Raw genomic sequence first — 25,181 nt, forward strand, 5'->3', positions numbered from 1 at the left:
ATGGATATGTACTCAGCCCCCCATGAACCTGGTCGGCCCGAAGGCCGCCAAGTTCAAGCCAGACTCAAGCCAGACTCTTGCTGACGACCTCAAACACATCGCTGGACAGTTGCCCCGAAGCCCGAATCCGCTCCAGCTCACCCTTCATCAGGGCCTGACGTGCATCATCGTACTTGCGCCAGCGTGTCAAAGGCGCCAACTGCCGGGAGGCAATCTGCGGATTGAAGCCGTTCAACTCGATCACCAGATCCGCCAGGAAGCGATACCCGGAACCGTCCGCCGCGTGGAAGTTGATCAGGTTCTGCCCGGCGAACGCACCGATCAGTGCCCGCACCTTGTTCGGGTTCTTGATGTTGAACGCCGGGTGCTGCATCAATGCCTTGACCCGATCCAGGCCACCCGGCAACACACTGCCGGCCTGGACGCTGAACCACTGGTCCATGACCAACGGGTTGTCCTTGAAGTGATCGGCGAAGCTGGCCAGTGCCTTGGCTTTCTGCTCTTCGAATGGCGAGTTGACCAGCACAGCGAGCGCAGTCAGGCGTTCGGTCATGTTGTCGCAGGCATCGAACTGCTCCAGCGTCGCCGCCAGCACTTCGGGCTTGCCGCTGAGCATCAGGTACGACAGCGCAATGTTCTGCAGTGCGCGACGGGCAAAATGCTCGGCTTCGGCCACGTACGGGGTCTTTTTCGACAGGTCGCGGTTGGCCTGGTAACGCAGCCACAAGCCTTCGAACAACGCATCGGCCAGTTGCTTGCGGGCAAACTCGCGGGCGGTGTGAATCGCCTCGACATCGGCCACTTCGCTGATTTCGGTCAAATACGCTTCGCTTGGCAGCGACAGCATTTCGGCGACCATTGCCTGGTCCAGCGTCTCGTCGGACAGCACGGTACGCAAGGCCGAAACCAGACGCTGATCCAGTACCAGCGCTTCGCCCTTCTGCTGCTGGGCGATCAGTTCCTGCAACACCTGCACCGACAGTTGCTGACCGGCATCCCAGCGGTTGAAGCCGTCGCTGTCGTGCTGCATCAGGAACATCAGTTGGTCACGGTTGTACGGGAAGCTCAGTTTCACTGGCGCCGAGAAACCGCGCAGCAGCGAAGGCAGCGGCTGTTCGGCGATGTCGACGAAGGTGAACGTCTGCTCGGCTTCGGTGACCGAGAGGACCCGGGAAGTCTCCTGCGCCGCCGCTTCGCCGGCAAGACGCAGGGCAATTTCACCGCCCTGGCTGTCAAGCAGGCCGAGTTCGACGGGAATCACGAACGGCAGTTTTTCAACTTTGTCCGGGGTCGGCGGACAGCTCTGGCGGAAGGTCAGGCTGTAGGTTTTCGCCGCGGCATCATAAGACTCGCTTACCGCCAAACGAGGCGTGCCAGCCTGGCTGTACCAGCGTTTGAACTGGGTCAGGTCGACGCCATTGGCATCTTCCATGGCCTTGATGAAGTCATCGCAGGTCACGGCCTGGCCGTCATGGCGCTCGAAATACAGGTCGCTGCCTTTACGGAAGCCTTCGGCGCCAAGCAGGGTGTGGATCATGCCGACCACTTCCGAGCCCTTTTCGTACACGGTCAGGGTGTAGAAGTTGGAGATCTCGATGAAGCTGTCCGGGCGTACCGCGTGAGCCATGGGACCGGCGTCTTCGGCAAACTGGTGGGTACGCAGGTAGGCCACGTCCTGGATGCGCTTGACCGTCGCCGAGTTCATGTCGGCGGAGAAGGCGGAATCGCGGAACACCGTGAAGCCTTCCTTGAGCGACAACTGGAACCAGTCGCGGCAGGTCACGCGGTTGCCCGACCAGTTGTGGAAGTATTCATGGGCAACGATGGCCTCGACCCGCTGGTGCGCGGCATCGGTGGCGGTTTCGGCCTTCGCCAGCACGGCGCTGGAGTTGAAGATGTTGAGGCCCTTGTTCTCCATGGCCCCCATGTTGAAGTCGTTCACGGCGACGATCATGAAGATGTCCAGGTCGTACTCGCGACCGTAGACCTCTTCATCCCAGCGCATGGATTTCTTCAGGCTGTTCATGGCGTGCTGGCACTTGTCGATATTTTCCGGCTCGACATAAATGCGTAGCGCTACGTTACGCTGGGTCATGGTGGTGAAAGTGTCTTCGACGCACCACAAATCACCGGCCACCAGCGCGAACAGGTACGCCGGCTTCTTGAACGGGTCTTCCCAGGTCGCCCAGTGGCGGCCATCTTCGCCAGGACCACTGGCGATCGGGTTGCCGTTGGACAGCAGCACCGGGTAGCTGTGCTGTTCGGCGACCACCGTGGTGGTGAAAGTGCTCATCACGTCCGGACGGTCGAGGTAATAGGTGATCTTGCGGAAGCCTTCGGCCTCGCACTGGGTGCAGAACATCGTACCGGACTTGTACAGGCCTTCCAGCGCGGTGTTGGTTTCCGGGTGAATCCTGACGCTGGTATCGACCGTGAACGTCGTGCTGGTCGGCTGCAGAGTCAAATGATTCTCGGTGAGTTGGTAATCGGCAAGGCCCAGCTCGCGGTCGGCCAGGGTCACCGACAGCAATTCCAGCTGCTGGCCATCCAGCACCAGCGGTGGCAGGCCCGGGCCGCGCTCGGGGTTGCGGCGCATCACCAGTTGCGCATGGACCAGGCTGTGGTCCTCGAACAACTCGAAGGTCAGGTGAGTTTCGTCGATCAGGTACTCGGGCGCCTGATAGTCCTTGAGGTAGATCATCTTCGGTTGTTCGGTGCGCATGCTGGAGTCCTTAACTATGCACGGCGAGCTGATAAGCCGTGTATTTACGAATGTTGATCACGCCGGTATCGAAGATCAGGTATTGGCCCTTGACCCCCATCAACGTGCCTTCGGCAATCGGGTTCTTGTCCAGGTTGAAGCTGACGATTTTCGCCGGATACTGCTCGACCGGGAAGCGGATTTCGAGCGGTTCGACGTCGGCAATAGTCTGGATCGCCTGCAGGCCGAATCGTTCCTGCAAGCCTTGCAGGCCCTCGGCGCAGCTGTCGAACAACTGGTCACGGATCTGTGGCAGGTCCACCGACACCGCATCGCCCTTGAGCAAGGCACGCCAATTGGTCTTGTCGGCGACCTGGCTGCGAAACAGATCTTCGACGAAGCCTGATTGCTGGCGGGTCGCGACGCGCATGATTGGCAACGCCTGGCTGGCGCCCTGGTCGATCCAGCGGGTCGGCAGCTGGGTGGCGCGGGTGATGCCGACCTTTACCCCGGAAGAATTCGACAGGTAGACAATGTGATCGGTCATGCAGAACGTCTGGCCCCACTCCGGCTCCCGGCAGGTACCGGCGTCGAAATGGCAGCGTTCCGGGCTCATGATGCACACATCACACTGGGCCAGCTTGGTCATGCACGGGTAGCAGTAGCCTTGGCTGAAACTGGTCTTGGTCTTGCGCCCGCAATGGGTGCAGTGGATCGCCCCCAGGTATTCCAGGCGCACCGTGGTGCCGATCAACGGATTGACCGGAACCTCGTCGTCGCCCAGGCGAAAGGCATATTGCACGTTCGGCCCGTCCAGGCGCGCCGACATTTTACTGATTGCACCGCGGCCAATCTCGATCAATGGATGGCATCCGACTTGAACAGGATATTGGGTACTTGAATCGATTTGGAGCTGCATTCCTGGGGCCCCATGTAGCCAGTACGCTCTTCTTCAGGCAGGTTCTTGATTTCCCAGGCGATCATCGCCTGCAACGACAGTTCGCGTTGTTCGGCGGTGAGCTTGCCACCGTCGGACCATTTTCCGATTTCCACCGCCAGTTTCAGGCTCTGGTAGATATCCGGGGTGATGTTCTTGATCATTTCGTTAAAAGAGGACATTGGGTCTCCGCGCTCTTTGAATCACATAACAGTTTTAGACGGCCAGTTTACGGCGGTTGTACAAACCACCCAACAAACCGGTCAAGCATCCGACGAGCAGCCCGCCAACGTGGGCCGCGTTGGCGATTTCGCCGAAACCGATCATCGAAACCAGTCCGGACATGCACAACAATAGCCATATCAGCATCATCGCCAATACCCCTCGGGGCAGGCGATAGGCGCTGTTGGGCGACAAAATCTGAAAAATCCAGCAGTGCCCGAGCAGGCCGTACAGCACCCCGGACAATCCGCCAAACAGGGTTGGCCCGCTGAACACGAACTGGGCATAGTTGGACACGAGGCTGAACAACAAGGTCAGGCCGATGAGGTTGACACTGCCCTGGCGCGATTCGATACGTCGCCCCAGCTCCCAGTACCACATGCCGTTCATGGCCAGGTGCAGGAAGCCGAAGTGAATCAGCATCGGTGTCACCAGGCGCCACCACTGCCCCGCTGCCAGGCTGTCGGCCAATGGCACGAAATGGATGTACTCGCCGACCACGCGAAAATCGAGAAACGTCAGCCAGCGCAACGTACTCAGGTTATCGCCCAGCAACGTCAGCGCGCCGACGACAAGGCTCAGCAGCAGCACTGCCGCGGTCGCTTTGCCATGGCGGACCTGCTCGGCGAAGTTCGGCCGGCGAATCGACTGCGCGATCGGGATATCGAGCTTGTGCTCCGGATCGCCCTCGGGATAGCGCTCGTACAACACACGCACGTCGTCGCTGATGTTGGCCGGTACCCAAAGCACCTGTTCACCGGCTTCCTCGCTAACCCGATGCGGCACCTGCATGCGCTGCAACAAATTGACGAACCCGCTCAGGTCCACCGCCAGCGGCAGGCGCAAGACTGCGACGCGGCTCATTGCAACACCTCCGGTCGCTCGACATCGACCCAGACAAACTTGTGCGGGTCGAGCCGGGTTTCCTGGTCCAGTCGATAGGCCACCAGTTTTCCGTAGAGCACCGCACTGTAGTCCAGGCACGCCAGGTTCGGACGAATCGGCGCCGGTTTGCCGCTGCGCCAGTAGTGACCGACGAACAGCAACGGCTGGTCGGCGCCGTAGCGCAGCAGGTTGTTTTTTTCGGTTGACGACAGTGGCGTTCGGGCCACCGGGTCGGGCAAGGCGTCGGGCTGGAACACGATGTCTCCGTAGGTTTGCGGATCGTCTTCCCAGAATTTGGTGCGGAAGAACGAGCGTGTCAGGCCATCGCCGCTGGTCATGGTCAGGCCATGGGGCAGGCGCATGTCGGTGCCGCGCAACAGGCGGTCGAACACGGTACAGGCAAAGCTGTCAGGCACGGCCGAGGACTGGAGGAAGTGCTCGTCGATGCAGCCATCGGGGAACAATGCCCGCAGCGGCTCGATCAATCCGGCGTCCCAACAGGCATGCACCACCCGGAAGCGTCCGGCATCGATAAACAGCGGCAGTTCATAGAACCACTGCTGGAAGTCATGCCAGTCACCCGGATGATGTTCGAACTGGGTTAAGGTTTCATGCAGCAAACGAGCGTGGCGCGGCGTGTGTTCGCGCACGAACTGCTTGCCGCTGCCAGGCAATGCCGGGGTTACCCAGCCCAGGGCGTTGAATTCATGGTTACCCATGATGCACAGCGCCTGCCCTGCCTCGACCATGTCGTGGACGATGTGCAGCGCCTCGCGAATCCGTGGGCCGCGGTCAATGATATCGCCGACGAACACCGCCATGCGCGAGGCATGGCGCCAAACGCCGGCTTGCTTGTGATAACCGAGCCGGTCGAGCAAGTGCTCAAGGGTCAGAGCGCAACCGTGCACGTCACCGATCAGGTCGTAGCTACGCGCGGGATCGAGCATCAGTCGCCTCCACCACCCAACCTGCTGCCCCAGCCGAGTTTGGTCCGGCACACTTCATAGTAGTTGTGGTCGAGGGGGTGGATCAGCCGCAACTTCTGGGCTTTCTTGCTGATGGTGATGGTGTCGCCGGGCGCACAGGTAAAGTGGTTCTGCCCGTCACACGAGACTTGCGGGTATATCTGCATATCCTTGGACACGACGATTTTCAGCTCACTGTTGCCATCGACCACAATCGGCCGGCCTGACAAGGTATGGGGGTACATCGGCACAATCACAATGGCATCGAGCTTGGGATGCATGATCGGGCCGCCGGCAGAAAGCGCATAGGCCGTGGAGCCCGTGGGCGTGGCGACGATCAGGCCGTCGGCCTTCTGGCTGCAGACGAACTGGCCGTCGATGTACAGCTCGAACTCGATCATGCGCGTCGATTTGCCGGGGTGCAGCACCACATCGTTCAGCGCATCGCCCTGGCCAATGGCTTCGGCGTGGCGACGAACTTCAGCTTGCAGCAGGAAGCGGTTCTCTACCAGATAGTGCCCATCGAGCACTTCGGCGACCTTGATTTCCAGCTCATCGGGGCGGATGTCGGTGAGAAACCCCAGGCTGCCCCGGTTGATGCCGAGCACCGGGATATTGTGCCTGGCCAGCGCCCGTGCCGCGCCAAGCAGACTGCCATCACCGCCCACCACAATGACCATGTCACAGACTTCACCGAGCATTTTGCGCGACGAGGTCTGCAAACCGTGGCCCGGCAAGACTTCGGCAATGGTGTCTTCAAGGATCACGTGCAGGTGACGATCGAGCAGAAAACGTTTCAGTCGGCGGACAGTATCCAGCACCTGGGAACTGCCGAGGCGTCCGATGATGCCGATATTACGAAATTGCTCCATGGGGCTCCTATGGGGACGCGGGGGCCTGCGACGGCGAAAAACACGATTATGGGTGAAAGCGCGAGATAGACAAAATCCTTTCAGCCTCAAGGTGTACCCACGATTCGGGCTATGCTCGCAAGATGATCCTATTTCCAGATTTGCTGCAGTTACCCCACCAGTTGCGCCACCCCGAAGTGCGCGACCTGGCGTGGGTCATCCTCGCCCCGCCGATGCTCGGCGCCACGCCCTGGCCGCAGCGACATCCATTGGCTGGCAGTGACTGGGTGCAGGCCCCGGAACACCTGGAAACCTGGCTTAGAAAACTCGACCGGGACAGTTACGGTTTGCTGCACTGGCTGGCCCAGGCCCGCACCCGACGCCTGGGCCTTTATTATGAACGGCTTTGGCAATTTGCCGTGCAGCATGCGCCCGGCATCGAGTTGATTGCCGCCAACATGCCTATCCGCCGTGAAGGTCACACCCTGGGCGAGCTGGACATGCTGCTGCGCGATCGCGACGGCGTGCATCACCTGGAACTGGCGATCAAGCTTTACCTCGGCCCGCAGAACGGCGACGGGCACGACACCGCGCAGTGGCTCGGTCCGGGCTGCCACGATCGGCTGGACCGCAAACTGGCCCACCTGAGCCAGCACCAATTGCCGATTTCCGCGCGTGCCGAGAGTCGCGCGGTGCTGGCGGCGCTGGATATCCGGGAGTTCAGCGCGCATTTGTGGTTGGGCGGTTATTTGCTCTACCCATGGCCGGGGCAGGCGGCCTCGCCCAGTGGCGCGCACCCACAACACCTGCGCGGTCGTTGGCTGCATCAAAAGGATTGGAAGCATTTTTTCGCGCAGAGTCCGCCCGGTCGCTGGCAACCCCTGCCCCGGCATGCCTGGCTGGCACCGGCGCATTACCCCGCGGAGCAGACCTGGGACGCGGAACAGTTGGAGGCCTGGCTCAGCGATCTGGAACCTGCGGCGCCGGCGCAACTGCTGGTGCGCCTGACGGAAAATGCCCACGGCGATTGGGAGGAAGCGGAACGCTTGTTCCTGGTGGCGGATCTTTGGCCGAATGTGCCGGGGCAGTATTGAGTTTTTCGCTGGCTGAACGCCCCCCTTCGCGAGCAGGCTCGCTCCCACAAGGGAACGCATTTCCAATGTGGGAGCGAGCCTGCTCGCGAAGGGACCACTTCAGTCACAACCGAATCACATGCCCCTCCACCGGCGCGACCTGTCCATGGAACAGGCGTGAAATAACCGTCTGCGCCGCTTCGTAACCCTGGCTTTGCACCACCTTCAGCAACGGCGGCTCATTGGCCGTGACTTTCCGGAAAAACGCCTGCAAACCCTCGCCGATATGCTGACTGACCCCTTCCGGCCCCCAATCGGCATTACGCTTGCGAATCTGGATCGGCGCAAAAAAGAACACCGGCTGCGGGCCCTCGATGGCTGTCAATCGAGCCTCATCGGTGCTTTGTGCCGAGCCGGCGAAACAACTGTAGGCCAACTGTCCAGCGAAATGCCGGTGCACTTGGTCACGCAGTTCAAGGTCGCCGGAAAAATCCACATATAGTGTTGGACGATCATTGGGCACGTCCGCCAAATCCGCGTAAGACACCGCTCGCTCGTAACAACCAAGACTCTCGACAAAAGCCTTGTTACCGGTTGAAGTCAGCGCAACGCGTTCCACGCCGGCAAGATTGCCCAGGCAGACTGCGGTGCCGTAGGCGGTTTTGCTCGAGGCGCTGGAGAACACCAGTCGAGTTGCACCAAAGAACTGCTTGTCCTGCAAAAAGTCCGCGAGCATGGAAGAGGTCAGGAACAAGGGTTTGAGCAAAATCTGCAGGTTTTCGGTTTCCGGGCTGTAGTACGAATCCCAACTGCAACGGGTGTATTGGTTGTACGCCGAGGTCAACCCGAGTCGATGCTCGGCACCGTCGTAGAAACCACGTTCGGTAACCCGCTCAGGGCGCATCCACAGATGGCTGGCAATCGGGAAATACCCGTAGAAACGTTCCCCGACCTTGATGCCAGCCACGTCAGAGGCCACGACATCGGCAAAGCCCCAGGCAGGGACGTGACCCCACTGCTCTAAACCTGTAGGGAAGAATCCCCAGTAGTTCATCGAATGGCCATAGGCGGCGTAAGTAATGTTATTGGTCGTCAGCGCGCAACGGTCAATCTTCAAGATCACCTCGCCGACCGCCGGAATCAGACTTCGCTGCAGCTCTTCAATCCGACTCTGGTCCAAGGCATTTTTGCGGGTTATCAGCCGTGTTACCGTACATGAACTTTGCATCCTTCAATCTCCTGCTGCGCTAGTGTGGCGGGTAGCACCAGAGTAATGGCAGCCGATGAAGAGCGGGTTCGGAAACACCAGGGGCGGCTCGCCCAACGTCAATCCCCGGGCAAAACCGCTGAAACGGCCGAGTCAGGCCCGGGCGATTTTCACCGTCGAAGCGATTTACCAGGCTTTTGTTCGGATTTGGCGCAGAAACGGTTGGCCTGGCTTGACCACCCGGGAAGTGGCGCTTGAGGCAGGCGTTGCGGTTGGCACGCTGTACGACTATTTCCCGAGCAAGGAAGCCCTGCTCTCCGGCTATATCCGACATCGACTGGATGCCTTGTTGCAGCATCTGGATGAAGCGGTTGTGCAAGCCAATGAACTGGACTGGGCAACCCGGATTAAACGCCTCATACGCCTGACCTGTACCCCCGACGATGAGCACCAGCCCTTTTTCAACCATGCCGTGCTGCTCATCGAACACCAGATCGCCGAGCCTAAACACCATCGAAGGCTGTTCGACGAGCTGTCGCAGAAATGGCGCGAAGCGTTCGCCGCCTGTGGCGATCTGCCTGCCCCCCCTTCACAGGCGATTATCGATGCCTGGGTCATCATGGCGTGGGGCGGACGGCGTTATTGCGTCACCGCGCAACCAGCGGCGGCGCAAACCGCCGCATGGTTGTCGGAAATGGAAACAATGATCTGTAGCCGACTGGCTAACGGTGCGTAATCCGATTCATCAAACCTTCTTGTGTTGTTCGACCCACTTGCCGTAGGCATCGATGAACTTCTGCAAGAACGGCCTGACGGATTCGGACAGGTTGCCCGCCTCGTCAAACGCGGCACCGGCGCCACTGAGGTAGGCTTCCGGTTGTTGCATCATCGGCACATCGAGAAACACCATGGACTGGCGCAGGTGGTGATTCGCACCGAATCCACCGACCGCCCCCGGCGAAACACTGATCACCGCACCCGGCTTGCCACTCCAGGCACTCTTGCCATAGGGGCGCGAACCCACGTCGATGGCGTTTTTCATCGGGGCAGGCACCGAACGATTGTATTCCGGGGTAACGAACAGCACTGCGTCGGATGAACTGACTTGTTGTCGGAAAGTACTGTAGGCTGCCGGCGGTGAAGCACCATCGATATCTTCGTTGTAGAGCGGCAAATCCCCGATTTCGACGATGTTGAGCTTGAGGTTGGCCGGCGCCAGATCCGCCAGCGCGAGGGCGACCTTACGGTTGATCGATGCTTTACGCAGGCTGCCGACCACTACGGCGATGTTATAGACATTACTCATGGAAGACGCTCGATTGTCCGTGGGAGGAGCCTGTAGTTATAGATGATCAGGCGACGGTTCAGCCAATAAACACAGTATTGTGCGTCCTGATATATTTTTTTTACGTAGGAAAACTTACCGTGCTCAGTGGCGGTCTACCCCACCGCACATTGAGTGATTTATCTCCAGAGGTTCTAAGCAGATGGCAGCAGTACTCGTCGGTCAGTTCCATGCAAGAGACGCGGAAGGCCGTGTTTATTCCGTACATGAGTTCCAGGAATCCACCCAGTCCGCTGACGGCACGTCTGTCACCACGTACAAACTGGCAATCGGCGACCGCGTCAACAAACTCGATGACAACGAGTTTCAATTGGTGCAAACGGGTGTAACGCTGATCCGCGAGCCGGAATCGATCCGCGCTTCATAACTCGGTGTTATGAGCAGAAGTCATATGCGCAGACTTGGGTTAGGATTCAGTCACTGACTCCTTCTTCACCTGCTGAACATGGACTTCACGCATGCGCTTACGCCATATCGAAGTGATCCAGGCGCTCCTGCAGACCGGTCACCTGGGCACCGCCGCTGAATGGCTGCAGTTGCCGGTGACCGAAGTCGAACGCATTTTGCGCGACGCCGAGGATCAGTTGGGTTTCATGCTGTTCGCAAGCGTTCGCGGACGCTTGCAGGCCACGCGTGAGGCGCGGGCGTTGCAGGTCGAAATCACCCGTGTCTACGATGCACTCGAACCGGTGCAGCGCCTGGCGAGCAGCCTGAGGCAATACCTGGCGGCGCCGTTACGCATCATCTGCACCCCGCCCCTGGCCCAGCAATTGTTGCCGCACAGCATCGCCGCGCTGCGCCGACGCTTGCCTGACGCACCCTGTACGCTCCTGAGCCAACCCACACGCGAGATCGTGCGCAGCCTGCTGCTTCGCGAAAGTGACCTGGGCCTGAGCCTGCACGATCCCGATCACGACGATATTCATTGCCAACCGATCGCTCACGGCAAGCTGCAACTGCTCGCCCCTCACGGCTGGCTGCAACCCAAGCAGAAGTACATCTCGCTCCAGGACCTGGCCGGCCAGGCGATGGTCGGACTTGAAGGCCACGACCCGATCAGCCCGGCGCTTGAAAACAAACTGCATGCGCTGCGGCCGGCACCGGTCATACAGACGCGGGTGCAAACCCACCAGATGATGCGCAGCATGGTCGAGGCCGGTGAAGGCCTGGCCATTGTCGACCCTTTCACCGCCCTGGGCGCCAAATCGACCGGGCTCGACGCTTGCCCGCTGGCACCAGCCGTGCCGGTCACCCTCTACGCCTTGACCCTTAAGAACGGCGAGCCCTCGCCAGCCCTTCAGGCTTTGCTGGCGATCATCACGGAACAAGCCGCGGTGATGTTGGCGAACTGATGGGATTTTCCAGCGGGTTGTCGAACAATCGGTACCAGAACAGCGCCACTTCGGCAGTATTGGGATCAATACCCCGATAACGCAGATGGTCGATGCCGCCGATCATGAAGCCGCAACGCTCGTAAAGCCGGCAGGCACCCAGGTTGTTGTTCTGGGTCTCCAGCATGACGCCGGGCAGTTTCTTCTTGCGACTCCAGAACTGCGCCACATCCAGCAATGCCTTGGCCACACCGTGTCGCCTGGCCGGTGCATGTACCGCCAACTCATCGATATGGGCAAAACCGTTCCAGTTGGTGCTGATCACCAGGTGGCCAACAGGTTCGTCGTCCAGGTACGCCATGAAAATCGCGCTGTCGGCGGCATCGCGAAAGCTGCTGAACTCTTCCGGATCGATGCCATAGCATTTGCGATAAGGGGTGATGGGCGTGACCTTCCACTGCTCTACCGGCTGGCCGATTTCGGCAGCGCCGTAGGCGGCGACTTCAAAACTGAAATCACTGCCCCATATATAAGCGGCAAAGCCCTCGTCGGCCACGCGCACCGACAGCCCTGGGTAATTCGGATTCATGACCGGTTGCATACTGGGAAAGGTCCTCATTCCTTGATGCAATCGACGGTGTAGTGCCGCCCATTGCCCTCGTCTTCGTGTTGCAATCCGTGCACATCAGCAACGAAACCCGGGAAACTGCTGTCGAACGTGCGAGCAAACGCCAGGTAGTCGATGATCGAGCGGGCCGCCTCGGTAAAGCGTTCTCCGGGCATGATCAACGGAATGCCCGGCGGGTATGGCACCAGCATCACGGCGGCGATACGTCCGTCCAGCGCATCGATCGAAACCGCTTCGACTTCGCCACGTACCAGATGATCATACGCATCCGCCGGCTTCATGGCGATTTGTGGCAGTACCGTGTACATCCGCTTGAGATGCTTGGCCGTGGCATTACTGCGATAACAGGCGTGCAACTGATCGCACAGGTCTCGCAAGCCCATGCCCTGATAGCGCGCGCCGTGCTGTTGCGCCACGCAAGGCAGGCAGTTGGCCAGACTGACGTTGGCGTCGTAGCTGCGCTTGAACTCCAGCAACTCGGTCAGCAACGTGCTCCACTTGCCCTTGGTGATCCCCATCGAAAACAGCACCAGGAACGAATACAGCCCGGTCTTTTCGACCACCAGCCCGCGCTCCCACAGAAACTTGCTGACCACGGCCGCCGGAATCCCGCGCTCGCTGAGCGCACCGCCCGCGGTCAGGCCCGGCATCACCAGGCTGACCTTGATCGGATCGAGCAAGACATAGTCGTCGCTCACCTCGCCGAAGCCGTGCCAGTCATCCGCAGGTTGCAGCAGCCAGTCCTCGGTCACCACACGGTCGATGCCTTCGACCGATGGCGGCTGCCAGATTGAAAACCACCAATCGTCGGCGGCGATATGCTGGCGCAAATTGGCCAGCGCCCGCCGAAAGCTCAGGGCCTCGTCGAACATCTCCTGCAACAGCGAACGCCCGGCCCCGCCCTCCATCATCGCCGACGCCACATCCAGCGACGCGATGATGCCGTACTGCGGTGACGTGGAGATATGCATCATGAAGGCTTCATTGAAACGATCACGGTCCAGTTGCCGGGCACCACCGTCCTGCACATGTATCATCGACGCCTGGCTGAATGCCGCCAGCAGTTTGTGCGTGGAATGGGTGGTGAACACCAGCGGGCTGTCTGCACTGCGAGACGTGCCCATGCCGTAGCGGCCGCTGAAAAACTCATGGAATGCCGCATAGGCGTACCAGGCCTCGTCGAAATGCAAGACTTCGACGCTATTGCCCAACTGCTGCTTGATCAGTTCGGCGTTGTAGCAGAGGCCGTCGTAGGTTGAATTGGTCACCACCGCCAGCTTGACCTTCGGTGTCCGGCCCTTGGTCAACGGACTGGCATCGATCTTGGCCTGGATCGATTCGCGGCTGAACTCAATCAATGGAATCGGCCCGATGATCCCCAGTTCATTGCGCTCCGGGCACAGGTACAGCGGAATGGCTCCGGTCATGATGATCGAGTGCAACACCGACTTGTGGCAATTGCGATCAACCAGCACCAGATCGTCTCGAGCGACCATCGAATGCCAGACAATCTTGTTCGCCGTCGAGGTGCCGTTGATCACGAAGAAGGTGTGATCGGCGCCAAAGTTACGCGCCGCCCGCGCCTCCGCCTCTGCCAGGGGCCCGGTGTGATCCAGCAGTGAACCCAGTTCCGGCACCGAGACCGAGAGATCCGAACGCAGGGTGTTTTCCCCGAAGAACTGATGGAAAGCCTGCCCCACGGGGCTCTTGTGATACGCCACCCCGCCCCCGTGACCGGGGGTGTGCCAGGAATAATTGGAATCGGCGGTGTGCTGCACCAACGCCTTGAAGAACGGCGGCAGCAAGCCATCGAGGTACTTGCGCGCGGCCCGCGCCACCTGGCGTGCGAGGAATGGCACGGTGTCTTCGAAGAGATAGAGAATGCCGCGCAACTGATTGAGCTCGGCCATGGCATCGGCGGGTGCGTTTTCCAGGGTCACTTGCTCGCCGAGGGCGAAAATGGGCAGGTCCGGCGCCCGCACTCGCGCCAGCCCGATCAACTCGGCCATATTCTGCAACAAATGCGAATGGGCACTGGCGTCTTCTGCCGCTATCAGCATGCACGAGAGGCCATGATGGGTCGACGCGACCAGCCGGCCTTCGGTGTAGTCCATCGCCGAGACGATACTGAAACCTTCCTGCTCCAGTTCCCGGGCGATACCCCGCACGCGATCGCCAGCGACGGTGTCGGCCTTGATGTCGCGATGGACGATCAGGACCGGGAATTTCAGATCTTTATACATGGGCTCAGTGTCCTGAGGCGGCAGGCCAGAGCCTGCCAATCACCTCAGGGTAGAGGGTTGGAACGGATGTGGCGAGTGCGATGCACTGAAATGGGTCAACTGATCGGAGAAGATCAAAAGATCGCAGCCTCGTTTCACTCTGTAGGAGCTGTCGAGTGAAACGAGGCTGCGATCTTGTTAACGGACCTATGCCGAGGCCTCAGCCTCAGCCAATTGCAACCAAAGCGCCGGCCCACCGGCGGATTTGCTGATGACTTCCAGCCGAGCCATGTGCTGCGCCAGCTCCTCTTCAGTGGCGCGTATGATGCGCGCTGGCTGACGGTCGGCCGGCAGGCGGCGGATTTCAGTGGCGGAGTTGTCCGCACCCTCGCCGGAGCCATTACCGTCCGAGGCATTGCCCGCCAGGGACAGGCTGGTCTGGCCACCGGTCATGGTCAGGTAGACGTCGGCCAGGATCTCGGAGTCGAGCAAGGCGCCGTGCAGTTCACGGCCGGAGTTGTCGACGCCATAGCGCTTGCACAAGGCGTCGAGGCTGTTGCGCTGCCCTGGGTGACGTTCCCGGGCCATCATCAAGGTATCGAGAATCGAGCAGTGCTGGGTGATGTCCGCACGATCGTGCTGGCCCATCAGGGCAAATTCGTTGTTGATGAAGCCAACGTCGAACGCCGCGTTATGGATGATCAGCTGCGCGCCCTTGATGAATTCGAAGAACTCTTCGGCCACCTCGGCGAAACGCGGCTTGCCCACCAGGAATTCGTTGGTGATGCCGTGAACGCCGATGGCGCCCTCGTCACTTTCGCGGTCCGGTTGCAGGTAAACGTGAAAATGCCGGCCAGTGAGGCGCCGACCGATCAACTCGACACAACCGATCTCGATAATCCGGTGGCCGTCGGTCACCGGCATGCCGGTGGTTTCGGTGTCGAGTACAACGGATCTGGTGGCCATCGGGTGCTCAGCTCTCAATCGGTCAATCGGGCAAAAGCGGCGATATTAACACGCTTGCCGGGGTCTTCAGATATACCGAGTCGCGCCCATTCGCGAGCAAGCCCGCTCCCACACTGGATTGGTGGCGTGCACAGAACCTGTGCTCGACGAAGCTCCCATGTGGGAGCGGGCTTGCTCGCGAAGGCCGCGACTCGGTACATCGGTTGAATTCGATTCAGGCCTGTTTGAAGCCGCGCACTTCATCCACGCCACGGTTGGCCAGTTGATCCGCCCGTTCGTTGCCGTGATGGCCAATGTGCCCACGTACCCATTTCCAGGTGACGTTATGGCGATTGACCTGCTCGTCCAGCAGCATCCACAGGTCAGCGTTCTTGACCGGTTCCTTGGCTGCGGTTTTCCACCCGCGTTTTTTCCAGTTGGCCATCCACTCGTTGATGCCTTTCATTACGTACTGGGAGTCGGTCACCAGCAACACATCGCACGAACGCTTGAGCTCCTCCAGGCCGCGAATCGCGCCCATCAGCTCCATGCGGTTGTTGGTGGTATTGGCTTCGCCTCCCCAAAGTTCTTTCTCCACGCCCTTGCACACCAGCAATGCGCCCCAGCCGCCAGGGCCAGGGTTGCCCTTGCAGGCGCCATCGGTGAAGAGTTCTACGCTATCGCTCATGCCAATCTATCCAGAAAATGCAGTGGCCCGCCAATCGAAGATCGACGACGCCCGGGACCGGGGCAACCCCGGTCGGAAAAAAGGAAGTATCACGGTTCGATGTTACGACGATTGACCTTGGCCATCGGCAACGGGATCAGCTTGCCCATCGGCTCGCGGCGCTCCTGACGGAGCGGTCGCAGGCCTACCACGATCTTGCGCGCCACCAGTAAATAGAAGCCGCCACCGGACAATTGCCAGTCACCGGCCTTGCGCTCCCAGCCGGCCAGGCGAGCCTGCCACGTGGGTGAAGCCAGCGGCGGACGATAGCACCCGAAGCGGCGTTTCTCCAGCGCGAAGCCCAGCAGGTTCAGCCAGTCAGCCACCCGCGAGGGGGAAATGCAGCGTGCCTTGCGCAATCCGTCATGGGCAAACACATGGCGCAATCCCCACGTGCTCCAGGGATTGATGCCGATGATCAGCAAATGCCCGCCGGGCCGCACACTGCTCGCCGCCTCCCGCAGCAAGCCGTGAGGCGACAGGCAGAAATCCAGTCCATGCTGCAGCACCACCACATCGGCGGCATGCTCACTCAGCGGCCAGGCCTGCTCCTCGCAGACGATCTCGACCCCGGGCAACGGTGCGCCCAGGCGCACATTGCGCTGCACCTGCGGCGCCGACGGCGGGGTCTGGGCCGACGGCCCGTAATGCACCAGGTAGCCGCCGAAGAATCGCCCCAGCTCGTCTTCGAGCATGCGCCGCTCTTCATCCAGCAGCAATTGCCCAAGGGGACCGGACAGCCAGTCACGTGCTGCGCTGATCAACGCCAGCCAGTCAGGATCAGCCTGAGCGAACGCTTTATCGGTCATTGCATTCTCCAACGCGCCAGGAAGTTCTAAGATGCGCCATTGTTTTCCGCTTGGCGAATCCGACGATGATACAGATCACTGCCCTGCCCGCCTTCACCGACAACTACATCTGGTTGTTACAAGACCCCGACACCCGACGCTGCGCGGTGGTCGACCCGGGCGATGCCGCGCCGGTAAACGCCTGGCTCGCGGCCAATCCGGGCTGGGTCCTGGGCGATATTCTGATCACTCACCATCATCACGACCATGTCGGTGGCGTCGAGCAGCTCAAGAAAGCGACGGACGCGACCGTCTATGGTCCTGCCAGCGAAAACATCCCCAAGCGGGACATCGCGCTCAAGGATAACGATCGTATCAATGTGCTGGGCCATGACTTCGAGATTATTTCGGTGCCCGGTCATACCCTGGGCCACATTGCCTATTATCACCCCGGCCTGCTGTTTTGTGGCGACACCCTCTTTGCGGCAGGTTGCGGGCGCCTGTTCGAAGGCACGCCCCACCAGATGTACACCTCGCTGTCGCGCCTCGCCGCGCTTCCGGAGGACACCCGGGTGTATTGCACCCATGAATACACGTTGAGCAACCTGCGCTTCGCTGCCGCGGTCGAACCCGGGAACGCCGACACCCTTGAACGCCTGGCCAGCGTGACCCGTCAGCGCGAAGCCGGCGTCATCACGCTGCCCTCAACGGTGGCCCTGGAAAAACGTACAAATCCGTTTTTGCGTACCGGTGAAACATCCGTTAAAGAAAAAGCGGATGAACGGACCGGCACGGATAACTCCGCGCCCGATATGGTTTTTGCTGCACTAAGGGCCTGGAAAGATACGTTCTGAGCAGTTTGCACCATGGTCCAAAAACTCTGAAAGGTTGACCGCAGAGGGCGTGCTTTCTAGAATCGCCCGACATTTTTGCCCGGAACTTACTTCCAGCCAATGTCGTCATCTATACGCAAAGCCATCAATTCGGACGCACTGACCCGCCTGGCGCAAGCCATAGCGGTGGCTGTGTCCGCGACATTGGCGGGCTGTTCCAGTCATGTGCCGCAGACCGATGCGGCACACGCACCGAATATTGCCGCGCGCGCCAAGCAGAAACCCGTCTTCCTCACTGAAAAGCCCAGCCCACAGATCCCGCAGGATGTCTGGGAGCGCATGCGCCAGGGCTTCCAACTGCAGGATGGCCTGGGCGTCAACCCGCGCATCGAGCAGCAACGACTGTGGTTCGCCAGCAACCCGTCGTTTCTCGAAAACGCCGGCGATCGCGGCAGCCTGTACATCCACTACATCGTCGAGCGCCTTGAAGAACGCAACATGCCGCTGGAACTGGCGCTGCTGCCAGTGATTGAAAGCGCCTACAACCCGATGGCCTATTCCCGGGCCAATGCAGTGGGCTTGTGGCAATTCATTCCCTCCACGGGGCGTTACTTCAACCTGCGCCAGACCCGTTTTTATGATGGCCGGCGCGATATCACCGCTTCGACGACGGCGGCCATGGACTACCTGACCCGCCTGCACGACATGTTCAACGGCGACTGGCTGCTGGCCCTGGCTGCCTACAACGCCGGTGAAGGCACGGTCAGCCGCGCTATCGAACGCAACGAGCGACTCGGCCTGCCAACCGATTACTGGAACCTGCCCCTGCCCGCCGAGACCCAGGCCTATGTGCCGAAGTTGCTGGCACTCTCGCAGGTAGTGATGGCGCCGGACGCCTACGGCGTGAACCTCAACCCGATCGCCAACGAACCGTATTTCCAGGTCGTCGAAATCAACCAGCGGATGGACCTGTCCAAGGTCGCCGCGGTGGCCAACATCGACGAAGACGAACTGTTCCAGCTCAACCCCGCTTTCAAGCAACGCACCACCATCGACGGCCCGCAGCACTTGCTGGTACCCACCTCCAAGGCACAACTGCTGACCACCAGCCTGCAGACCATGCGCCCCGAAGAGTTGATCAGCAAGAAGCAGCTCAAGCCGGTTTTCGAAGGCGCGGACGATACGCAACTGGCGAGCGCCAAACGTAGCTATCGGGTCAAGCGCGGCGATAACCTGGGCTCCATCGCCAAGGCCAACAATGTCGACGTCAAGGACCTGCAACGCTGGAACAAGTTGAGCGGCAAGAATCTCAAGCCTGGCCAGACGCTGGTCATGCAAGACACCGGCAAGCGCAACTCGGGACGCATCAACACCGTGGTCGCGGCCAAGTCGAAGACCCAGAAGCCGCAGTCGCAATACAAGGTCCAGCAAGGCGATTCGCTGTACATGGTGGCCAAGCGCTTCAACGTTGAAATGCAGCACCTCAAGCGCTGGAATCCTCGGGTTGGCCAGGCGTTGAAGCCGGGACAGATGTTGACGGTTTCCAATCCGCATTAAAAATTGATGTGATGCCGAAAAGATCGCAGCCTGCGCCAGCTCCTACAGGGGAATACGTTTCCCTGTAGGAGCTGGCGCAGGCTGCGATCTTTTTCGTACCCGAACACTGCTTTCGAACCCTGCCTTTTTCCTGTCCATACAAGCTGTTACTGTACGACCCACAAAGCCCAAGCCGCCCGGATCGGATTCCTTATTTGAAGCGTCCCCTCCTCCTGCTCCTGATCAGCCTGGCCTTGAGCTCCACCGCAAGCGCAACGATCAGCGAAAGCCACGGTTATGCGCAGTTCGGCACGCTCAAGTACCCGGCCAGATTTACCCACTTCGACTGGGTCAACCCGCAAGCGCCCAAAGGCGGTACGTTGCGGGTCATGGCATTTGGCACCTTCGATACGCTCAACCCCTACACCTTCAAGGGCACCAGCCCCGTTGCAACTCCCAACTTCCTGCAATACGGCATCAACGAGCTCAACGAGCCGCTAATGGTCGGCACTGGCCAATACGCGCCGTCAGGCGACGAGCCGACCTCCAGTTACGGCCTGATCGCCCAATCGGTGGAATACAGTGAGGACCGCAGCTGGGTCGTCTTCAATTTACGTCCGCAAGCCCGCTTCCACGACGGCACGCCAATCACCGCCTTTGATGTGGCATTCTCCTACCGCCTGCTGCTCAAGGAAGGGCACCCGCAATATCGCACCAACCTGCAGGAAGTGTCGCGGGTCGACATCCTCAACCCCTTGCGTATACGGTTCGTGTTCAAGCGTGCCGGCAATCCCTTGCTGATCCTGCGCCTGGGGGAGTTGCCGGTGTTGCCGCAGCATTACTGGAAAGGTCGCGACTTCAAGGCGACCACCTTCGAGCCGCCGCTGGGCAGCGGACCGTATCGCATCACCTCGGTCACGCCGGGGCGCCAGCTCGTGTTTGAAAGGGTCAAGGACTACTGGGGCAAGGACCTGCCGGTCAATCGCGGCAAGTACAACGTCGACCGCATGGAAGTCGAGTTCTACCGTGACAGCGATGTCGCGTTCGAAGCGTTCAAGGCCGGCGAGTTCGACATCTATATCGAGCACCAGGCGAAAAACTGGGCCACCGGCTATGACTTTCCGGCGATTCGTCGTGGCGAGGTGATCAAGGCGCAGATCCCGCACCAGATCCCGACCCAGACCCAGGGCCTGTTCATGAACAGCCGTCGCGCGACGTTCGCCCAGGCGAGGGTTCGCGAAGCACTGGGCCTGATGTTCGACTTCGAGTGGACCAACCGCACGTTGTTCAGCGGCGCCTATCAACGCGCCATGAGTTACTACCCCAACAGCGAGTTTTCCGCCAGCGGGCTGCCGGTCGGCCACGAATGGCTGTTGCTCAAGCCGTATCGCGAGCAATTACCAGTCAGGCTGTTCACCGAGCCTTTCAGCCTGCCGCAGACCCAGGGTCGCGGCGTTCCCCGGGAAACCCTGCGCAAAGCCTTGGCCTTGCTTGCTGAAGCCGGCTGGAAGCTCAACGGCCAGCGCTTGCAGAACGCGGCCGGGCAACCGCTGCGCCTGGAGATTTTGCTGGTCAACCCGAACCTGGAGCGCATCCTTCAACCCTATGTCGAGAACCTGGCCAGCATCGGCATCGACGCCAGGCTGCGCACGGTCGATCGCGCACAGTACAAGCAGCGCCTCGATCAGTTCGACTTCGACATGATCCTGATGACCCTCAACCAGACCCTCAGCCCTGGCCTGGAGCAATGGCAGTACTTTCACTCCAGCCAGGCCACGGTCAAGGGCAGCAAGAACTACGCAGGCATTGCCAATCCGGTGGTGGACCACCTGCTTGAACAATTGCTCGCCGCCAAGACCCGCGATGAACAAGTCGCCGCCGGCAAGGCACTCGACCGCACACTGCTATGGCAGCACTACATCATTCCCAACTGGTACCTCAATTATCACCGCCTGGCCTACCGTAACCGGTTCGGCTTCGTCACGACGCCGCCCTACACCCTGGGCCTGAGCGCGTGGTGGCTGAAATCTTCGGAGAAAGATCGATGAAATCCGCAAGCGCCCTGCTCCTGCAGGCCGGCGCCCTGTTGTTCGCAGGGTGGGCCTTCGCCTCCCCGCAACATGCCCTGACCCTGTACAACGAGCCGCCGAAATACCCGGCCGACTTCAAACACTTCGATTACGTCAATCCGGACGCCCCCAAGGGCGGCAAATTCCGCCAGGCCGGGTTCGGCGGGTTTGACAGCCTCAACCCGTTCATCAGCAAGGGCGTGTCGGCCAACGACATCGACTTGATCTACGACACCCTGGCCCGACAGAGTCTGGATGAACCTTTCACGGAATATGGCCTGATCGCCGGCAAGATCGAAAAAGCCCCGAACAACGACTGGGTGCGTTTCTATTTGCGGCCCGAAGCGCGTTTCCATGATGGGCATCCGGTTCGCGCCGACGACGTGGTGTTCAGCTTTCAGACCCTGGTCAAGGATGGCGCGCCGATGTACCGCGGCTACTACAGCGATGTCGAAGACGTGGTCGCCGAAGATCCGCTGACCGTGCTGTTCAAGTTCAAGCACAGCAACAACCGCGAATTGCCGTTGATCCTTGGCCAGTTGCCGGTGCTGCCCAAGCACTGGTGGGCGAGCCGCGACTTCAACAAGGGCAACCTCGAAGTCCCACTGGGCAGCGGCCCGTACAAGGTTACCGAAGTGAAGGCCGGGCGCTCGGTGCGCTATGAGCGGGTCAAGGACTACTGGGGCAAGGACTTGCCGATCAACCGCGGCTTCTACAATTTCGACGTGATGACCACCGATTACTACCGCGACAACACGGTCGCGCTGGAGGCCCTGAAGGCCGGGCAGTTCGATTACTGGTTGGAGATGACCGCGAAGAACTGGGCCAACGCCTACAATATCCCGGCGGTGACCGAAGGCCGGCTGATCAAGGAACAGATCCCCAACGGCAATCCCACCGGCATGCAAGGCTTCGTATTCAATCTGCGCCGCCCGTTGTTCCAGGACGTGCGCGTGCGCCAGGCCCTGACCCTGCTGCTGGACTTCGAATGGACCAACAAGCAATTGTTCAACGGTGCCTACGCAAGGACCCGCAGTTACTTCGAGAACTCGGAAATGGCCGCCACCGGCTTGCCCGATGCCGATCAGTTGACAATCCTCGAACCGTTTCGCGGCAAGATTCCCGAGCAGGTCTTCAGCGAGGCGTTCCAGAATCCCGTGACCGATGCCAGCGGCATGATCCGCACCCAGCAACGCAAGGCTTACCAATTGCTGCAAGAGGCCGGCTGGCGCATCGTCGATGACAAGATGGTCGACGCCACCGGCAAGCCGGTGAGCATCGAATTCCTGCTGGCCCAGACCGAATTCGAACGGGTACTGTTGCCGTTCAAGCGCAACCTGAGTGACCTCGGTATCGAATTGGTAATCCGCCGGGTCGACGTTTCGCAGTACGTCAACCGCGTGCGCTCGCGGGACTTCGACATGATCGTCGGCAGCTTCCCGCAGTCCAATTCGCCGGGCAACGAACAGCGTGAGTTCTGGATGACCGCGGCCGCCGACAAACCCGGCAGCCGTAATTCCATGGGCCTGAAAGACCCGGTGGTAGACCAGTTGGTCGAACAACTCATCAACGCCGACTCACGCCGAAGCCTGGTGGCCCATGCCCGCGCACTGGACCGCGTGCTGCAATGGGGCTATTACGTCATCCCCAACTGGCACATCAAGACCTGGCGCGTGGCGTACTGGAACCACATCGGCCACCCCAAGGTCTCGCCTAAATACGACATCGGCATCAACACCTGGTGGATCAAGCCCGATGCGAAACCGGCCATAGAGATCGAAACCAAATTGCAAGCCGACCCTGCGGGCACGGAGTAATCAGATGCTGGCGTATATTTTTCGGCGACTGCTGCTGATCATCCCGACACTGTTCGGCATCTTGCTGATCAACTTCGTGATCATCCAGGCCGCCCCCGGTGGCCCCGTAGAACAGATGATCGCCAAGCTCGAAGGCTTCGAAGGCGCCACTAGCCGCATCGCCGGCGGCGGCGCCGAGGTGTCGGTGGCAGGCTCCGCCTATCGTGGCGCCCAAGGCCTGGACCCGGCGCTGATCAAGGAAATCGAACACATGTACGGCTTCGACAAATCGGCGCCGGAACGCTTGTGGATCATGGTCAAGAACTATGCCTCCCTGGATTTTGGCGACAGCTTTTTCCGTGATGCCAAGGTCATCGACCTGATCAAGGAAAAGATGCCGGTATCGATCTCCCTCGGGTTGTGGAGCACCCTGATCATGTACCTGGTGTCGATCCCGTTGGGGATCGCCAAGGCCACGCGGCATGGCAGCCACTTCGACGTCTGGACCAGTTCGGCGATCATCGTCGGCTATGCGATCCCGGCATTCCTGTTCGCCATCCTGTTGATCGTGGTGTTTGCCGGCGGCAGTTACCTGGACTGGTTCCCGTTGCGCGGGCTGACCTCGAACAACTTCGACGAGTTGAGCATGGGCGGCAAGATCCTCGACTACTTCTGGCACCTGGCGCTTCCCGTGACCGCCCTGGTGATCGGCAACTTCGCTACCATGACCCTGCTGACCAAAAACAGCTTCCTCGATGAAATCAACAAGCAGTACGTGGTGACCGCCAAGGCCAAGGGCCTGACCAATCAACGCGTGCTGTATGGTCATGTATTTCGCAACGCCATGCTGCTGGTGATCGCCGGTTTCCCCTCGGCATTCATCGGTATCTTCTTTACCGGTTCGTTGCTGGTGGAAGTGATCTTCTCCCTCGACGGCCTCGGCCTGATGAGTTTCGAAGCGGCAATCAACCGCGATTACCCGGTGGTCTTTGGCACCTTGTTCATCTTCACCCTGCTGGGGCTGGTGGTGAAGTTGATCGGCGACCTCACCTACACCTTCGTCGATCCACGCATCGACTTCGAAAGCCGGGAGCATTGAGATGAACCTGTCCCCGCTCAATCGACGACGTTTCGAACTGTTCAAGGCCAACAAGCGTGGCTGGTGGTCACTGTGGTTGTTCCTGATCCTGTTCGGTGCCAGCCTCGGCGCCGAGTTGATCGCCAACGACAAGCCACTGGTAGTGCACTACGATAACGGCTGGTACTTCCCGGCCCTCAAGCGCTACCCGGAAACCACCTTCGGCGGCGAATTCCCGCTGGAAGCCAACTACAAGAGCCCGTACATCCGCGAACTGCTCAAGGCCAAGGACGCCTGGGTGTTGTGGGCGCCGATTCCCTACAGCTACCAGAGCATCAATTACGACCTGAAGGTACCGGCCCCCGCGCCACCGTCGGCCGATAACCTGCTGGGCACCGATGACCAGGGCCGCGATGTGCTGGCCCGGGTGATCTACGGCTTCCGCATTTCCGTGTTGTTTGCCCTCACGCTGACGCTGCTCAGTTCGCTCATCGGGGTGATCGCCGGCGCGCTGCAGGGTTTCTATGGCGGCTGGGTGGATCTGGCCGGGCAGCGTTTCCTGGAGATCTGGTCCGGATTGCCGGTGCTGTACCTGCTGATCATCCTCGCGAGCTTCGTCCAGCCGAACTTCTGGTGGCTGCTGGGGATCATGCTGCTGTTTTCCTGGATGAGCCTGGTGGACGTGGTGCGCGCCGAGTTCCTGCGTGGGCGCAACCTTGAATACGTGCGTGCAGCCCGGGCCTTGGGCATGCAGAATGGCGCGATCATGTTCCGCCACATCCTGCCCAATGCCATGGTCTCGACCATGACCTTCATGCCGTTCATCCTGACCGGCGCCATCGGCACCCTGACCGCCCTGGACTTCCTTGGCTTCGGCTTGCCGGCCGGCAGTCCGTCACTGGGTGAACTGGTGGCCCAGGGCAAATCCAACCTGCAAGCGCCCTGGCTGGGCATGAGCGCGTTTGCGGTGCTGGCGTTGATGTTGAGTTTGCTGGTGTTCATCGGCGAGTCCGCTCGCGATGCCTTCGACCCGAGGAAGTGA

Annotated in this window: 23 protein-coding genes; 10 read left to right on the forward strand and 13 right to left on the reverse strand. The window is 60.2% G+C overall.

What is annotated here, in order from left to right; all coding sequences use genetic code 11:
• Positions 1-64: 64 nt before the first annotated feature.
• Genes pepN through CGA21_RS18730 form a run of 6 tightly spaced genes read right to left on the reverse strand, consistent with a single transcriptional unit; the run spans position 65 to position 6,582 of the window.
• Positions 65-2,722, reverse strand: coding sequence for an aminopeptidase N (gene pepN / locus CGA21_RS18705; RefSeq protein ID WP_188264776.1), 2,658 nt, complete (start codon positions 2,720-2,722; stop codon positions 65-67).
• Positions 2,723-2,732: 10 nt separating this feature from the next.
• The gene (locus CGA21_RS18710) at positions 2,733-3,563 is read right to left on the reverse strand and encodes a DUF2797 domain-containing protein (protein ID WP_110752128.1); all 831 of its coding nucleotides are present in this window, start codon (positions 3,561-3,563) and stop codon (positions 2,733-2,735) included.
• Positions 3,560-3,820 (reverse strand): YeaC family protein, encoded by a 261-nt coding sequence (locus tag CGA21_RS18715; protein WP_020799300.1) that lies wholly within the window; start codon positions 3,818-3,820, stop codon positions 3,560-3,562. Before CGA21_RS18715 ends, CGA21_RS18710 begins: the two co-directional genes overlap by 4 nt.
• A 34-nt stretch (positions 3,821-3,854) precedes the next feature.
• On the reverse strand, positions 3,855-4,724 hold the full coding sequence (locus tag CGA21_RS18720) for a rhomboid family intramembrane serine protease (RefSeq protein WP_110752126.1): 870 nt from the start codon (positions 4,722-4,724) through the stop codon (positions 3,855-3,857).
• Positions 4,721-5,692 (reverse strand): metallophosphoesterase, encoded by a 972-nt coding sequence (locus CGA21_RS18725; protein ID WP_188264777.1) that lies wholly within the window; start codon positions 5,690-5,692, stop codon positions 4,721-4,723. Before CGA21_RS18725 ends, CGA21_RS18720 begins: the two co-directional genes overlap by 4 nt.
• Positions 5,692-6,582, reverse strand: a complete 891-nt coding sequence (locus CGA21_RS18730; protein ID WP_020799297.1) for an NAD(+) kinase — start codon at positions 6,580-6,582, stop codon at positions 5,692-5,694. Before CGA21_RS18730 ends, CGA21_RS18725 begins: the two co-directional genes overlap by 1 nt.
• Before the next feature lie 122 nt (positions 6,583-6,704).
• Between CGA21_RS18730 and CGA21_RS18735 the strand changes: the two genes are divergently transcribed.
• Positions 6,705-7,655 (forward strand): DUF1853 family protein, encoded by a 951-nt coding sequence (locus CGA21_RS18735; protein ID WP_110752124.1) that lies wholly within the window; start codon positions 6,705-6,707, stop codon positions 7,653-7,655.
• 103 nt (positions 7,656-7,758) lie between these two features.
• On the opposite strand, the gene CGA21_RS18740 is transcribed toward CGA21_RS18735, so the two are convergent.
• The gene (locus tag CGA21_RS18740) at positions 7,759-8,862 is read right to left on the reverse strand and encodes a DUF2855 family protein (protein WP_188264778.1); all 1,104 of its coding nucleotides are present in this window, start codon (positions 8,860-8,862) and stop codon (positions 7,759-7,761) included.
• Between the two features lie 55 nt (positions 8,863-8,917).
• Here CGA21_RS18740 and CGA21_RS18745 point away from each other — a divergent pair, with 55 nt between their 5' ends.
• Entirely contained in the window at positions 8,918-9,577 is a 660-nt protein-coding gene (locus CGA21_RS18745; protein ID WP_188264779.1) for a TetR/AcrR family transcriptional regulator, read from the forward strand.
• Positions 9,578-9,586: 9 nt separating this feature from the next.
• Here CGA21_RS18745 and CGA21_RS18750 read toward each other — a convergent pair whose 3' ends face one another.
• A complete protein-coding gene (locus tag CGA21_RS18750) occupies positions 9,587-10,147 on the reverse strand; it encodes an NADPH-dependent FMN reductase (RefSeq protein ID WP_110752118.1) in 561 nt (186 codons plus the stop codon).
• Positions 10,148-10,328: 181 nt separating this feature from the next.
• Between CGA21_RS18750 and CGA21_RS18755 the strand changes: the two genes are divergently transcribed.
• On the forward strand, positions 10,329-10,553 hold the full coding sequence (locus CGA21_RS18755; protein ID WP_110752116.1) for a hypothetical protein: 225 nt from the start codon (positions 10,329-10,331) through the stop codon (positions 10,551-10,553).
• A gap of 91 nt (positions 10,554-10,644) precedes the next feature.
• Positions 10,645-11,538 carry a LysR substrate-binding domain-containing protein gene (locus CGA21_RS18760; RefSeq protein ID WP_110752114.1) on the forward strand — a complete coding sequence of 298 codons (894 nt, stop codon included), beginning with the start codon at positions 10,645-10,647 and terminating at the stop codon, positions 11,536-11,538.
• Here the strand turns inward: CGA21_RS18760 and CGA21_RS18765 are convergent.
• The 5 genes from CGA21_RS18765 to CGA21_RS18785 all read right to left on the reverse strand — a co-directional run bounded on the left by CGA21_RS18765 (position 11,504) and on the right by CGA21_RS18785 (position 16,848).
• Positions 11,504-12,118, reverse strand: coding sequence for a GNAT family N-acetyltransferase (locus CGA21_RS18765; RefSeq protein ID WP_110752112.1), 615 nt, complete (start codon positions 12,116-12,118; stop codon positions 11,504-11,506). The genes CGA21_RS18760 and CGA21_RS18765 overlap by 35 nt on opposite strands.
• A gap of 14 nt (positions 12,119-12,132) precedes the next feature.
• Positions 12,133-14,388, reverse strand: a complete 2,256-nt coding sequence (locus CGA21_RS18770; RefSeq protein WP_188264780.1) for an Orn/Lys/Arg decarboxylase N-terminal domain-containing protein — start codon at positions 14,386-14,388, stop codon at positions 12,133-12,135.
• A gap of 186 nt (positions 14,389-14,574) precedes the next feature.
• Positions 14,575-15,333 (reverse strand): DNA polymerase III subunit epsilon, encoded by a 759-nt coding sequence (gene dnaQ, locus CGA21_RS18775; protein WP_110752108.1) that lies wholly within the window; start codon positions 15,331-15,333, stop codon positions 14,575-14,577.
• Between the two features lie 214 nt (positions 15,334-15,547).
• Positions 15,548-16,000, reverse strand: coding sequence for a ribonuclease HI (gene rnhA / locus CGA21_RS18780; RefSeq protein WP_020799287.1), 453 nt, complete (start codon positions 15,998-16,000; stop codon positions 15,548-15,550).
• A gap of 89 nt (positions 16,001-16,089) precedes the next feature.
• Positions 16,090-16,848 (reverse strand): class I SAM-dependent methyltransferase, encoded by a 759-nt coding sequence (locus CGA21_RS18785; RefSeq protein WP_020799286.1) that lies wholly within the window; start codon positions 16,846-16,848, stop codon positions 16,090-16,092.
• A gap of 65 nt (positions 16,849-16,913) precedes the next feature.
• On the opposite strand from CGA21_RS18785, the gene gloB reads away from it, so the two are divergent.
• The 6 genes from gloB (at position 16,914) to CGA21_RS18815 (ending at position 25,181) form a co-directional block, all read left to right on the forward strand.
• Positions 16,914-17,681, forward strand: a complete 768-nt coding sequence (gene gloB, locus CGA21_RS18790) for a hydroxyacylglutathione hydrolase (protein WP_188264781.1) — start codon at positions 16,914-16,916, stop codon at positions 17,679-17,681.
• A gap of 99 nt (positions 17,682-17,780) precedes the next feature.
• Positions 17,781-19,217, forward strand: a complete 1,437-nt coding sequence (locus CGA21_RS18795) for a transglycosylase SLT domain-containing protein (protein WP_179055515.1) — start codon at positions 17,781-17,783, stop codon at positions 19,215-19,217.
• Between the two features lie 212 nt (positions 19,218-19,429).
• On the forward strand, positions 19,430-21,244 hold the full coding sequence (locus tag CGA21_RS18800; RefSeq protein WP_411157078.1) for an extracellular solute-binding protein: 1,815 nt from the start codon (positions 19,430-19,432) through the stop codon (positions 21,242-21,244).
• A complete protein-coding gene (locus CGA21_RS18805; RefSeq protein WP_188264782.1) occupies positions 21,241-23,082 on the forward strand; it encodes an extracellular solute-binding protein in 1,842 nt (613 codons plus the stop codon). Before CGA21_RS18800 ends, CGA21_RS18805 begins: the two co-directional genes overlap by 4 nt.
• A 4-nt stretch (positions 23,083-23,086) precedes the next feature.
• Positions 23,087-24,160, forward strand: coding sequence for a microcin C ABC transporter permease YejB (locus CGA21_RS18810; RefSeq protein ID WP_020799281.1), 1,074 nt, complete (start codon positions 23,087-23,089; stop codon positions 24,158-24,160).
• Between the two features lies 1 nt (position 24,161).
• Positions 24,162-25,181, forward strand: coding sequence for an ABC transporter permease (locus CGA21_RS18815; RefSeq protein ID WP_020799280.1), 1,020 nt, complete (start codon positions 24,162-24,164; stop codon positions 25,179-25,181).

Source organism: Pseudomonas sp. PSB11 (genome assembly GCF_014596605.1).
GTDB classification, from domain to species: Bacteria; Pseudomonadota; Gammaproteobacteria; order Pseudomonadales; family Pseudomonadaceae; genus Aquipseudomonas; species Aquipseudomonas umsongensis.

Bases quoted from the DNA above. Each gene is read 5' to 3' on its own strand.
- pepN (WP_188264776.1), bottom strand. From the start codon at position 2,722: ATGCGCACCGAACAACCGAAGATGATCTACCTCAAGGACTATCAGGCG.
- CGA21_RS18715 (WP_020799300.1), bottom strand. From the start codon at position 3,820: ATGTCCTCTTTTAACGAAATGATCAAGAACATCACCCCGGATATCTAC.
- CGA21_RS18720 (WP_110752126.1), bottom strand. From the start codon at position 4,724: ATGAGCCGCGTCGCAGTCTTGCGCCTGCCGCTGGCGGTGGACCTGAGC.
- CGA21_RS18725 (WP_188264777.1), bottom strand. From the start codon at position 5,692: ATGCTCGATCCCGCGCGTAGCTACGACCTGATCGGTGACGTGCACGGT.
- CGA21_RS18730 (WP_020799297.1), bottom strand. From the start codon at position 6,582: ATGGAGCAATTTCGTAATATCGGCATCATCGGACGCCTCGGCAGTTCC.
- CGA21_RS18735 (WP_110752124.1), top strand. From the start codon at position 6,705: ATGATCCTATTTCCAGATTTGCTGCAGTTACCCCACCAGTTGCGCCAC.
- CGA21_RS18740 (WP_188264778.1), bottom strand. From the start codon at position 8,862: ATGCAAAGTTCATGTACGGTAACACGGCTGATAACCCGCAAAAATGCC.
- CGA21_RS18745 (WP_188264779.1), top strand. From the start codon at position 8,918: ATGAAGAGCGGGTTCGGAAACACCAGGGGCGGCTCGCCCAACGTCAAT.
- CGA21_RS18750 (WP_110752118.1), bottom strand. From the start codon at position 10,147: ATGAGTAATGTCTATAACATCGCCGTAGTGGTCGGCAGCCTGCGTAAA.
- CGA21_RS18755 (WP_110752116.1), top strand. From the start codon at position 10,329: ATGGCAGCAGTACTCGTCGGTCAGTTCCATGCAAGAGACGCGGAAGGC.
- CGA21_RS18760 (WP_110752114.1), top strand. From the start codon at position 10,645: ATGCGCTTACGCCATATCGAAGTGATCCAGGCGCTCCTGCAGACCGGT.
- CGA21_RS18765 (WP_110752112.1), bottom strand. From the start codon at position 12,118: ATGCAACCGGTCATGAATCCGAATTACCCAGGGCTGTCGGTGCGCGTG.
- CGA21_RS18770 (WP_188264780.1), bottom strand. From the start codon at position 14,388: ATGTATAAAGATCTGAAATTCCCGGTCCTGATCGTCCATCGCGACATC.
- dnaQ (WP_110752108.1), bottom strand. From the start codon at position 15,333: ATGGCCACCAGATCCGTTGTACTCGACACCGAAACCACCGGCATGCCG.
- rnhA (WP_020799287.1), bottom strand. From the start codon at position 16,000: ATGAGCGATAGCGTAGAACTCTTCACCGATGGCGCCTGCAAGGGCAAC.
- CGA21_RS18785 (WP_020799286.1), bottom strand. From the start codon at position 16,848: ATGACCGATAAAGCGTTCGCTCAGGCTGATCCTGACTGGCTGGCGTTG.
- gloB (WP_188264781.1), top strand. From the start codon at position 16,914: ATGATACAGATCACTGCCCTGCCCGCCTTCACCGACAACTACATCTGG.
- CGA21_RS18795 (WP_179055515.1), top strand. From the start codon at position 17,781: ATGTCGTCATCTATACGCAAAGCCATCAATTCGGACGCACTGACCCGC.
- CGA21_RS18805 (WP_188264782.1), top strand. From the start codon at position 21,241: ATGAAATCCGCAAGCGCCCTGCTCCTGCAGGCCGGCGCCCTGTTGTTC.
- CGA21_RS18810 (WP_020799281.1), top strand. From the start codon at position 23,087: ATGCTGGCGTATATTTTTCGGCGACTGCTGCTGATCATCCCGACACTG.
- CGA21_RS18815 (WP_020799280.1), top strand. From the start codon at position 24,162: ATGAACCTGTCCCCGCTCAATCGACGACGTTTCGAACTGTTCAAGGCC.